The organism is Paracoccus sp. UBA5162, assembly GCF_002413585.1.
Taxonomy (GTDB): Bacteria; Pseudomonadota; Alphaproteobacteria; order Rhodobacterales; family Rhodobacteraceae; genus Paracoccus.
Genome location: NZ_DHXG01000093.1, coordinates 659 through 12,601 on the forward strand (window position 1 = coordinate 659; position 11,943 = coordinate 12,601).

General features: G+C 65.8%; 10 protein-coding genes and 1 riboswitch. Of the genes, 6 read left to right on the plus strand and 4 right to left on the minus strand.

The annotated features are described in order from the left end of the window. The 4 genes from B4A72_RS15170 to B4A72_RS15185 form a co-directional block, all read right to left on the minus strand. Positions 1-213: calcium-binding protein (locus B4A72_RS15170; protein ID WP_414692199.1), on the minus strand; the 213-nt coding region annotated here is incomplete at its 3' end. Positions 214-562: 349 nt separating this feature from the next. Next, on the minus strand, positions 563-1,255 hold the full coding sequence (locus tag B4A72_RS15175) for an ATP-binding cassette domain-containing protein (RefSeq protein WP_292959171.1): 693 nt from the start codon (positions 1,253-1,255) through the stop codon (positions 563-565). Continuing rightward, positions 1,248-2,792: a thiamine/thiamine pyrophosphate ABC transporter permease ThiP gene (locus B4A72_RS15180; protein ID WP_292959170.1), complete on the minus strand. Its 1,545-nt coding sequence runs from the start codon at positions 2,790-2,792 to the stop codon at positions 1,248-1,250. Before B4A72_RS15180 ends, B4A72_RS15175 begins: the two co-directional genes overlap by 8 nt. Next, complete coding sequence (locus tag B4A72_RS15185) at positions 2,768-3,748, minus strand: thiamine ABC transporter substrate-binding protein (RefSeq protein ID WP_292959169.1); 981 nt, start codon at positions 3,746-3,748, stop codon at positions 2,768-2,770. The genes B4A72_RS15180 and B4A72_RS15185 overlap by 25 nt, the downstream gene beginning before the upstream one ends. Positions 3,749-3,779: 31 nt before the next feature. Next, a riboswitch (TPP riboswitch) is annotated at positions 3,780-3,878 on the minus strand. A 68-nt stretch (positions 3,879-3,946) separates the two neighbouring features. On the opposite strand from B4A72_RS15185, the gene mutS reads away from it, so the two are divergent. From mutS to B4A72_RS15215, 6 genes are all read left to right on the plus strand, one after another. Continuing rightward, positions 3,947-6,583 (plus strand): DNA mismatch repair protein MutS, encoded by a 2,637-nt coding sequence (gene mutS / locus B4A72_RS15190; protein WP_292959168.1) that lies wholly within the window; start codon positions 3,947-3,949, stop codon positions 6,581-6,583. Continuing rightward, complete coding sequence (aroC, locus tag B4A72_RS15195; protein ID WP_292979031.1) at positions 6,580-7,680, plus strand: chorismate synthase; 1,101 nt, start codon at positions 6,580-6,582, stop codon at positions 7,678-7,680. The genes mutS and aroC overlap by 4 nt, the downstream gene beginning before the upstream one ends. A gap of 117 nt (positions 7,681-7,797) precedes the next feature. After that, positions 7,798-8,832, plus strand: a complete 1,035-nt coding sequence (locus B4A72_RS15200; RefSeq protein WP_292979033.1) for a substrate-binding domain-containing protein — start codon at positions 7,798-7,800, stop codon at positions 8,830-8,832. A 66-nt stretch (positions 8,833-8,898) separates the two neighbouring features. Next, a complete protein-coding gene (gene pstC, locus B4A72_RS15205) occupies positions 8,899-10,104 on the plus strand; it encodes a phosphate ABC transporter permease subunit PstC (RefSeq protein ID WP_292959164.1) in 1,206 nt (401 codons plus the stop codon). Next, entirely contained in the window at positions 10,101-11,453 is a 1,353-nt protein-coding gene (gene pstA / locus B4A72_RS15210) for a phosphate ABC transporter permease PstA (protein ID WP_292959163.1), read from the plus strand. The genes pstC and pstA overlap by 4 nt, the downstream gene beginning before the upstream one ends. Before the next feature lie 20 nt (positions 11,454-11,473). Next, positions 11,474-11,943: phosphate ABC transporter ATP-binding protein (locus B4A72_RS15215; RefSeq protein WP_292979035.1), on the plus strand; the 470-nt coding region annotated here is incomplete at its 3' end.

Below are 11,943 nucleotides of genomic sequence, written 5' to 3' on the forward strand. Positions count from 1 at the left end.
ATTGCCGTTGCCGCCATGGATATAATCGTTTCCGGTGCCGCCATCGACGGTGTCGTTTCCGTCCTGGCCATAGACCCGGTCATTGCCCGAACCGCCATAGGCGCGGTCATTGCCTGCGCGTGTCAGGATCAGGTCGTTACCCCCAAGTCCGTTGAAATATTCCGATGCGGCCGTGCCCAGAAGGGTGTCGTTGCCATTGGTTCCCGTTGGCATGTCATTGCTCCTTTTCACATTGTCCGAGGCGATGATTTGCCCCGGCCGATTGATGCCGTGACCCTGAATGGTTCGGCGCTGTGAAAAGAGCGTGAATTTCCCGTTAATATTGGGAAGCGGCGCCATTTTTATATTATCATGCGGGAAATGGATCGTCTGGAAATTTTAAAACATGTAAATGCTGCGACTTTTCGCGGCCAATTTTTCGGAAATCGCATCGCTGGGCGACCAGACCTGAGCGTGGCGATTCCTCGATCCGGTCATTTCGATGTCCGGAGGGATCTCAAATCTGCAAGTTTCGATGGAACGACATCCGAAGGAAAATTGGCGCTGCGGGATGCGACGCGGGTCAGCCCAGATAGGCTTTCAGCCCGGGCGGCGGGTGGTCCAGAAGCGGGCCGGTCTCGACCGGCGGATGGGCGACACCCTTGTCAATCACGATTGTGGCCGGCGCGAAATGACGGGCGTCCTGCGGATCGTGCGTCACCATCAACACCGTGGCCCCGGTCTGTGTCGCGATCCGGTCCAGCAGTCGCAGCATATCGGATTTCAGGGCGGGACCAAGGGCCGAGAAGGGCTCGTCCAGCAGCAGGATCGGGCGCGCGCGCAGCAAAACGCGGGCCAGCGCGACCCGACCTTGTTGGCCGCCAGACAGATTGGCGGGGCGTCGCTGGGCCAGGTCGGGCAGGCCGACATCGCGCAGCACTTGTGTGACCCGGCCCCGCTGCTCGTCCGAAAGCCGCAGATCGGCCCGCAGCCCCAGCCCCACATTTTGCGCCACGCTGAGATGGGGAAACAGGTTCTGGTCCTGAAACAGGAACGAGACCGGGCGACGGCCGGGCGGCAGCGCATCGATATTCTGCCCGTTCCAGCGGATATGCCCCTGATCGGGTGACAGGAACCCGCCAATCAGCGACAGCAGCGTGGATTTCCCCGAACCCGACGGGCCGAGGATCGCGACCCGCGCGCCGCCGGGCACCGACAGATCGGCCGACAGGGCGAAATCGCCGCGACTGATGCGGATCCCGCTAAGTTCAAGCAAGGCGGCCTCCGCGGTCGAAGGCCCAGAACAGAGCGAAACTGATTGCCATCAGCAGCACCGCGCAGGCGCTGGCATCGGCCATGCGATATGAATTCATCAATTGATACAGTTTCAGCGGCAAGGTCGGTTGATCGGTGGCGAACAGGGTGATGACGCCAAGATCGCCCATCGCCAGCGCGGCAGCCAGCCCTCCGGCAAAGCCCAGCGGCCGGGCCAGACGGGGCAGGGTGAGATAGCGCAGCCGGGCGAGGCCCTGCATGTCCAGCGAATCGCCCAGCCTGCCGTAATCGTCGCGCAGCGCCTGCGCCGCCGGAATCAGCGCGCGCAGGCCGAAAGGCAGCGCCATGATCGCGTTGATGACGACGGTGACGGGCAGGGCCATCGCCCCGGGCGCGACCCAGCCGCGCAGCAGGATGAACAACCCCGTGCCCAGCACCAGCGGCGAGGCGACGATCGGCAGCATCCCGGCCGTCTCGATCCAGCCGGCCCGACCGTGCGCGATGGCCAGCGCCAGGGTCAGGCACAGCGCCAGCGCCAGCACGGCCGAAACCAGCGCCATGATCACCGATCGCAGCGCGGCGGCCCAGACCTCGGGCGGCAGGGCGGGGATGCGGGGTAGGCCCTGCACCGTCACGCCGATGATCGGCCACAACAGGAACAGCGCCGCCAGCGCGATCGACAGCGCGTCCGCGCCCAGTCGCCAGCCCGCCGGTCCGCGCGGACCCTGTGCCTCGTCCAGCCCCGTTCCGAAGGCAGCGGGGATGGCGATCCAGCGGGCCAGCGTCATCGCCGCGATCGACAACCCGATCTGGATCAGACCCAGCGTCGCCGCCCGCCCCAGATCGAAATCAAAGCGGAAGGCCTGATAGATCGCCAGTTCCACGGTCGTGGCCGAAGGCCCGCCGCCAAGCGCCAGCGCGACGGTGAAGCTGGTCAGGCAGACCAGGAACACCGCCAGCCAGACGCCCGGCAACACGCCGCGCAGCATCGGCCGTTCCAGATGCCGCGCCATGTCGGCGGGCGCGAAGCCCAGGCTTTCGGCCAGACGAAATCGTTCCGCCGGAATGGCCTGCCAGCCCTGCAGGATCAGGCGCACCGACAGCGGCAGGTTGAAGAAGACATGGGCCAGGATGACGCCCTGCCAGCCATAGACACTGAATTCCGGCAGGCCTGCCGCGCGCAGGCCCTCGTTGATGGCGCCGTTGCGGCCGAAGACCGCGATCAGTCCCATGATCGCGACGATCACGGGCAGGATGAAGGGCGCGCCCAGCAGCGTGACCAGAACCGATCGTCCCGGAAAGCGCCGTCTGGCCAGCGCGCGGGCCACCGGAATGGCCAGCGCCGCCGACAGGCCCGCCGATACCGCGGCCTGCCAGATCGTGAACCAGACCGCCCGCCAATCCCAGGGGCCCAGCCCGGACAGCCCACGTGCCTGCCACGCGACCGCCGCAAGGGTGCCCAGGATCAGCGTCCCCAGGCCGGCCGCGACGGCCGCGCCGCCGGACTGGTGTCTTATTGCGAGAATGCCCGCAGCCATTCATCCAGCGCCGGTTTGCGAAGCGCCTCGGCCTCGTCTTCGGAATAGAACAGGGTCTTTTCCGGGCGCGGCAGCTCTCGCATGACCCTGGGCCATTCGGCCTCGGGCAGTTTCGCGGGCAGCGACCAGTTCGCCAGCGGGATCGACTTCTGAAAATCCGGGGTCAGGATCCAGTCCATGAATTTCTGTGCCAGTTCCGGCTGGTCGGTGCCTTTCAGCTGCGCGGCCAGTTCGGCCATGAAATAATGACCTTCGGGAAAGATCGCGGCGCGCTTGGTCGTATCGTCTTCGGCCTCGATGTGATAGGCGGGCGAGGTGGTGTAGGACAGCACCATATCGGCCTCACCCTCGGTGAACATGCCATAGCTTTCCGACCAGCCCTTGGTCACCGTCAGCACCTTGGGCGCCAGCCGGGCCCATGCCTCGGGCGCCTCATCGCCATAAACCGCCTTGACCCAAAGCAGCAGCGCGAGGCCGGAAATGGAAGAGCGCGGATCCTGGATCACGATCTTCAGATCGTCGGGCGCGTTCAGCAGGTCTTCGAAACTGGCCGGCGGATTGTCCAGCCGCGTCTCGTCATAGACAAAGGCCGTCTCGCCCCAGTTATAGGGCAGGAAGATGTCATCGGTCCATTCCACCGGCATCGACATGGCCGAGGTATCCTGCCCATGCGGCGCGAACAATCCCGAGGCGCGCGCCCGCGCCGTGACATCGGTATTCAGTCCGAAGACGATGTCGGCCTGGGTGTTTTCGCCCTCCATCAGAATACGGGGCAGGATGTCGCCGGTCACGAAACGAAGGTCGCAGTCGCAGAACGCCTCGAACCCTTCTTCGATCCTGGGGCCGGGGCCCCATTCGCTGGCGATGTAATCGCCGGCATAGACGGTCAGCACGGGCTTGTCCTGCGCGGCGGCGGGGGTCGCGGCCAGCAGGGCGAGGATCAGGGTCTTCTTCATCGCTGCCTCCTTTCAGACGGGGTTTCGAAAGAAAGGGCAGCGTCACCTTCCCTCCGCCGGTGTTAGCCGGATCAGGTTCAACGGGTCCGCGCGTCGCGTCTCAGCCGGTATGGCCCCCCGAGGTGGGTCTGAATGTAGTGGTTCCACAGCCCGGCGCAAGCGGATAGAACCGCCGGCAAGGACAGACGAAGGACCGGCATGAGCGATCAGCCCACACCGATGATGGCGCAGTATCTGGCGATCCGGGACGCCAATCCCGGCGCGCTTCTGTTCTATCGCATGGGCGATTTCTACGAGATGTTCTTCGACGACGCCGTGGCCGCCGCCGCCGCCCTGGACATCGCGCTGACGAAACGCGGCACCCATGAGGGCCAGCCCATCCCGATGTGCGGGGTGCCGGTCCATGCCGCCGAAAGCTATCTGCTGACGCTGATCCGCAAGGGGTTCCGCGTCGCCATCGCCGAACAGATGGAAGATCCGGCCGAGGCCAGGAAACGGGGGTCCAAGTCGGTCGTTGCCCGCGACGTGGTGCGGCTGGTCACGCCCGGTACCCTGACCGAGGAATCGCTGCTGGAGGCACGGCGCCACAATTTCCTGGCCGCCTTCGCGACCGTACGCCAGGACAGCGCACTGGCCTGGGTCGATATCTCGACCGGCGCGTTTCAGGTAATGGAATGTCCGCTGCCGCGCCTCGGACCCGAACTGGCCAGGCTTGCGCCGCGTGAAATTCTGGCCTGCGAAGGTGCGGGCCTCGGCGATCTGGCGGCGGAATCGGGCGCCGCCCTGACCGATCGTCACGCCGGCGCCTTCGACAGCGGCGCGGGTGCTCGTCGGCTCTGCGCGCTTTACGGGGTCGAGACGCTGGACGGATTCGGCACCTTCGGGCGCGCGGAACTGTCGGCGATGGGGGCGATCGTCGAGTATCTGGAGATGACGCAGAAAGGCAGGTTGCCGCTGTTGCGCCCGCCTGCGCGCGAACGCCACGGCGCCGCGATGCAGATCGACGCCTCGACCCGGCGCAATCTGGAATTGACCCAGGCCTTGTCGGGCGGGCGCGAGGGATCGCTGCTGGCTGCCATCGACCGAACCGTCACGGCGGCGGGGGCGCGGCTGCTGGAACGCCGCATCAGCGCCCCCAGCCGCGATCTGGCGCTGATCCATGCGCGGCACGACGCGGTGGCGCAGATGGTCGATGATCCGCGCCTCGCGACCGATCTGCGCGAGGCACTGGCCCGTGTGCCCGACATGGACCGCGCCCTGTCCCGTCTGGCGCTGGACCGGGGCGGACCGCGCGATCTGGCCGCGATCCGTGCCGGCCTGACCCAGGGTGCCCGGATCGCCGCGCGGCTGTCCGGCGATGTCGCGCCGATCCTGCGCGACGCCGCACGCGATCTGGCCGGACATGACGATTTGATCCATCTTCTGGAACAGGCATTGGTGGCCGAGCCGCCGCTGCTGGGTCGCGATGGCGGTTTCGTCGCGCCCGGTCACGACGCCGATCTGGACCAGACCCGCCGCCTGCGCGACGAGGGGCGCGGCGTGATCGCCGGGATGCAGGCCGATTACGCCGCCAGGGCCGGGGTGCAAAGCCTGAAGATCAGGCACAACAACGTGCTGGGATATTTCATCGAGACCACCACCACCCATGCCGACCGGATGCTGGCGATGGCGGACACCTTCATCCACCGTCAGACCACCGCCAACCAGATCCGCTTTACCACGGTCGAGCTTTCGGAACTGGAGACGCGCATCCTCAACGCCCGCGACCGCGCGCTGGAAATCGAGCGCGGCATCTTCGATGGGCTTCGCGCCGCGGTGCTGGATCATGCGCCGCGGATCGGGCAGGCGGCGCGCGCGCTGGCCGAGATCGACCTTGCCGGCGCCTTCGCCGATATCGCGACAGGCGAGGGCTGGGTGCGTCCCCGCGTCGATGGCAGCCGCGCCTTTCGGATCGAGGGCGGCCGGCACCCTGTGGTGGAACATGCGCTGAAGCGCAGGACAGAGGGATTCGTCGCCAATGACTGCGATCTGACCGCCGCCGAGACGCCCGCGATCTGGCTGCTGACCGGGCCCAACATGGCCGGCAAATCGACCTTCCTGCGCCAGAACGCGCTGATCGCCGTGCTGGCGCAGGCCGGGGCCTTCGTGCCCGCGCGCGATGCCCATATCGGCATGGTCAGCCAGCTTTTCAGTCGTGTCGGCGCCGCCGACGATCTGGCGCGGGGCCGTTCCACCTTCATGGTCGAAATGGTCGAGACCGCCGCGATTCTCAATCAGGCCGACGATCATGCGCTGGTGATCCTGGACGAGATCGGGCGCGGGACGGCGACCTGGGACGGGCTTTCCATCGCCTGGGCGGTGATGGAGCATCTGCACGAGGTCAATCGCTGCCGGGCGCTGTTCGCGACCCACTACCACGAGATGACCGCGCTGAGCGCCAAGCTGGAGGGGGTCGAGAACGCCACCGTCGCCGTGCGCGAATGGGAGGGCGAGGTGATCTTTCTGCACGAGGTCCGCAAGGGTGCGGCCGACCGCAGCTATGGCGTCCAGGTGGCGCGGCTGGCGGGGTTGCCGGCTTCGGTCGTGGACCGCGCGCGCGCGGTCCTGGACGCCCTGGAATCGGGCGAACGCGAGGGGGCGGCGCGGCCTGCCGCGCTGATCGAGGAACTGCCGCTGTTTCGCGCCGTGCCGCCCGCGCCGGCACCTGCGCCGTCGAGGCCGAAGCACGATCCGCTGGATGCGCGGCTGCGCGACATCCATCCCGATGCGCTGAGCCCGCGCGAAGCCCTGGACCTGATCTATGAACTGAAAGCCCTGACCGGAGAACGAGCATGAGCTATAACACCTTCGGCCGCGAATTCCGGTTCACCACCTGGGGCGAAAGTCACGGTCCGGCCCTTGGCGCGACGGTGGACGGCACGCCCCCCGGCGTGGCCCTGGACGAGACCTTCATCCAGCAATTCCTGGATCGCCGCCGCCCCGGAACGTCGAAACACACGACCCAGCGGCGCGAGGCCGATCAGGTCCGTATCCTGTCGGGCACCTTCGAGGGCCGCACGACCGGCACGCCGATCCAGCTGATGATCGAGAATACCGATCAACGCAGCAAGGATTACGGTCAGATCGCCACCAGCTTTCGCCCCGGCCATGCCGACATCACCTATCATCAGAAATACGGTCTGCGCGATTATCGCGGTGGCGGTCGCTCCAGCGCGCGCGAGACGGCGGCGCGGGTGGCGGCGGGCGGCGTGGCGCGGGCGGTTCTGGCGCAGCTGCTGCCCGATCTGCGGATCATCGGCTACATGGTGCAGATGGGCGCGATGCATCTGGATCGCGGCCGGTTCGACGCCGCCGCCATCAGGGAAAATCCGTTCTTCCTGCCCGACGCGACGGCCGTCGATGCCTGGAGCGATTATCTCGACACCGTCCGCAAGGATCAGAACAGTGTCGGTGCGGCGGTCGAGGTGATGATCCGCGGCTGTCCGCCGGGGCTGGGCGCGCCGGTCTATGCGAAACTGGACACCGATCTGGCCGCCGCGATGATGTCGATCAACGCCGTCAAGGGCGTCGAGATCGGCGAAGGCATGGCTGCGGCTGCCCTGACCGGAACGGACAATGCCGACGAGATCCGCATGGGCAATGACGGCCCGCGCTTTCTGTCCAACCATGCCGGCGGCATCCTGGGCGGGATCAGCACCGGGCAGGACATCACGGTCCGCTTTTCGGTCAAGCCGACTTCCTCGATCACGACACCGCGCCGCACCATCAACCGCCAGGGGCAAGAGATAGACCTGATCACCAAGGGCCGACATGATCCCTGCGTCGGCATCCGGGCGGTGCCCGTCGCCGAGGCGATGGCGGCCTGCGTGATCCTGGACCATCTGTTGATGGACCGCGCCCAGACCGGCGGCGTCAGGGGCACGATCGGCTGATCGCCGGCGGCCATGCCGCTTGTCATCAAATCGTCATGCAAGTTTTGCATTAGCGTCACCTGTGGCGTCTAGGTCACGTGCAGCCCCGACAGGGGAAGACCGACTCAGGAGAGATCCATGACCAACGTGAAATTCACCGTCTCGGCCATCGCTATGATCGCCGCCTCGGCCACCGCCGCCGCCGCGCGCGAGCAGATCCAGATCGCCGGTTCGTCCACCGTCCTGCCCTATGCGACCATCGTCGCCGAAGCCTTTGGCGAGAACACGGATTACCCGACCCCGGTCGTGGAATCGGGCGGCTCCTCGGCCGGGCTGAAGAAATTCTGCGAAGGCGTGGGCGAGAATACCATCGACATCGCCAATGCCAGCCGTGCGATCAAGGACAGCGAGAAAGAGGCCTGCAAGGCCGCCGGCGTCACCGAGATCATGGAGGTCCGCATCGGCTATGACGGGATCGTCTTTGCCAATGCCGCCTCGGGCCCCGATTTCGCCTATAGCCCGGCGGATTGGTTCAATGCGCTGTCGGCAAAGGTGGTCAGGGACGGCAAGGTGGTGGACAACACCAGCAAGAACTGGTCCGAGGTGAACGCCGATCTGCCCGATCAAGAGATCCTGGCCTTCATCCCCGGAACGAAGCACGGCACCCGCGAAGTGTTCGAGGAAAAGGTGATCCTGGCGGGCTGCAGGGAATCCGGCGCGATGGAGGTCTTCAAGGCCGAGATGGGCGACGACGACAAGGCCGAAGAGGCCTGCATGACCCTGCGCACCGATGGCGTCGCCGTGGATATCGACGGCGACTACACCGAGACGCTGTCGCGCATCGACAGCGCACCAAACGGCATCGGCGTGTTCGGCCTGTCCTTCTACGAAAACAACATGGACAAGCTGAAGGTGGGCACCATGTCGGGCGTCGCGCCTTCGACCGAGACGATCGCCTCTGGCGAATACCCGGTTTCACGACCGCTGTATTTCTATGTCAAGAAACAGCATATCGGCACGATTCCGGGGCTGGAGGATTATGTCCAGTTCTTCGTCTCGGACGCGCTGGCCGGTCCGGATGGTCCGCTGGCCCAGTATGGCCTTGTCTCGGATCCTGAACTGGCCGCGACGCAGGACGCCGTGGCCAACCAGACAACCATCGACATGCCCTGACCGGGCGCCGGGCGACGCGGGTCCGCCTCGCGCCGCCCCTCCTTGCTTCGCCAAGAGGAAATCCCGATGCCGATGTCCTGGGCGCTTTTCATCGCAGCAGTCCTGGCCGCCGCCGGTTATCTGGTTGGTCGCGGCCGCGCATTCTCGGTCGCTGGCCCGGATGTCCGCGATCTGCACAGTCGCCCCGTCTATCATGGCGCCGGCGTCGCGCTGCTGACCCTGACCCCGGCTGTCGCCGTGCTGGTCGTTGCCGCGGGGCTGCGCATGACGGGTATCCTGACGGCCGAGGCCGGAACCCTTGTCGGCGTTTTTGCCATCGCGGCTTCTCTGGCCGGGCTTGGCTGGGGCGTCAGCCGGATCGGCGTCGGCTTCAAGGCGCGCAACACGGTCGAAGCGATCGTTCTTGGTCTGCTGATCCTGTGCTCGACCATCGCCATCCTGACCACGGCGGGGATCGTGCTGTCGATGCTGTTCGAGACCGGCAGCTTCTTTCGCAAATACAGCTGGACCGACTTCTTCTTCGGCACCGAATGGACGCCGCGCTTTCAGGGAAACTCCCGGCTTGGCCTCCTGCCGCTGTTGTGGGGCACGCTGTATATCAGCCTGATCGCCCTGCTGGTCGCGGTGCCCATCGGGCTTTTCGCCGCGATCTACATGTCCGAATATGCCACGCGCCGGGTGCGCGCCATCGCCAAGCCCGCGATCGAGGTTCTTGCCGGCATCCCCACCATCGTCTACGGCCTTTTCGCGCTGATCACGGTCGGACCGATGCTGCGCGACTATTTCGCCCAGCCGCTGGGCCTTGGCAATTCCGGATCCTCGGTGCTGACGGCGGGACTGGTCATGGGGATCATGCTGATCCCCTTCGTCAGTTCGCTCAGCGACGACATCATCAACGCCGTCCCGCAGAGCCTGCGCGATGGCGCGCTTGGCCTTGGGTCCACACCCTCCGAGACCATCCGCCAGGTCGTCCTGCCCGCCGCCCTTCCGGGAATCGTGGGCGCGGTCCTGTTGGCGGCGTCCCGCGCCATCGGAGAGACGATGATCGTGGTCCTGGGTGCCGGTGCCGCGGCCAGAATGAGCCTGAATCCCTTCGAGGCGATGACGACGATCACCGTCAAGATCGTCAGCCAGCTGACCGGCGACAACGATTTCGCTGCGCCCGAGACGCTGGTCGCCTTTGCCCTCGGCCTGACCCTGTTCGTGATCACGCTGGGGTTGAACATCGTCGCATTGTATATCGTGCGCAAATATCGCGAGCAGTACGAATGACCGATCTTCCGATCTCCGCAGGCGGTGATGCCAGACCGCGATCCTCGTTGCTGGTGGCCGATGCCCGCACCCGCCGCCGCAACGCCGCCGAGAGACGGTTTCGCCGCTATGGCGCCATCGCCATCGGCGTGGCCATGGTTGCGCTGGTCGTTCTGCTGACCACGATCATCTCCGGCGGTGCCGGCGCCTTTCGTCAGACCTATCTTTCGATCCCGGTCGCCCTGCCCGCCGCAAAGCTGGATCCCAAGGGCAACCGCGACCCGGGCGAGATGGCAAAGGTTCTGACGCTGACCTATGGGCCGGTTCTGGACACGGCGGTCGAACAGGCGATCGCCGATACCGGCATCCAGATCCCCGACCTGTCCGCGAAGGATATCGACGGGCTGATTTCACGAGAGGCGTCGGCGCAGTTGCGCAACCGGGTGCTGGCCAATCCTGACCTGATCGGGCAGGTGGTCGATGTGAACGTGCTGGTGAACGGCCGGGTGGATGGCTATTTCAAGGGCCGCGTCAGCATGGAAAGCGCCGCCGCCGACAACAACACCTCGCCCCGTCAGCTCCAACTGGCCGAGGCGTTGCGCGACCGCGGCCTGCTGGTGACGCGCTTCAACTGGAATTTCCTGACCAATCCCGATGCCTCGGACCAGCGGCCCGAAGCCGCGGGCGTGGGCGTGGCGATCCTGGGTTCGCTCTACATGATGCTGGTGGTGCTGTTCCTGGCCGTGCCCATCGGCGTCGGAGCCAGCATCTATCTTGAGGAATTCGCCCCCAGGAACCGCTGGACCGACGTGATCGAGGTCAATATCTCGAATCTCGCCGCCGTGCCGTCGATCGTCTTCGGCATCCTCGGGCTGGCGGCCTTCATCAACTTCGCCGGATTGCCGCAATCGGCGCCCATCGTCGGCGGCCTCGTGCTGACGCTGATGACGCTGCCGACGATCATCATCTCGACCCGCGCGGCGCTGAAGGCGGTGCCGCCCTCGATCCGCGATGCGGCACTTGGGGTGGGGGCGTCAAAGATGCAGTCGGTCTTTCATCACGTCCTGCCGCTGGCCATGCCCGGCATCCTGACCGGAACCATCATCGGGCTGGCGCAGGCCCTGGGCGAGACGGCGCCGCTGCTGCTGATCGGCATGGTCGCCTTCGTCAAGAACTTCCCGGCGGCGCCGCCGGAGGGTCTGTTCGACCCCGCCTCGGCCCTGCCCGTGCAGGTCTATAACTGGACCCAGCGGGCTGATCCCGCCTTCATCGAGCGTGCCTCGGGCGCGATCATCGTGCTGCTGGTCCTGCTGATGTGCATGAACCTGCTGGCGATCTGGCTGCGCCGCCGGTTCGAACGCCGTTGGTAATCCGGGCGAAGGAGGACAATATGTACGACACGAACCGCCCGGAGAGTGCAGTGAACCAGTTGAACAACAAGATTTCGGCCAGGGGTGTGCAGGTCTTTTACGGCGATACACATGCCATCAAGGACGTGGATGTCGATATCCTCGACAAGACCGTGACGGCCTTCATCGGCCCCTCGGGTTGCGGCAAGTCGACCTTTCTGCGCTGCATCAACCGGATGAACGACACCATCCCGATCTGCCGCGTCGAAGGCAGGATCACGCTGGACCACGAGGATATCTACGACCGTCGCGTCGATCCGGTGCAATTGCGCGCCAAGGTTGGCATGGTGTTCCAGAAGCCGAACCCGTTTCCCAAATCCATCTACGACAACGTGGCTTACGGGCCGCGCATTCATGGCCTGTCGCGCAACCGCGCCGAACTGGACGAGATCGTGGAACGCAGCCTGCGCGGCGCGGCCCTGTGGAACGAGGTCAAGGACCGGCTTTCCGA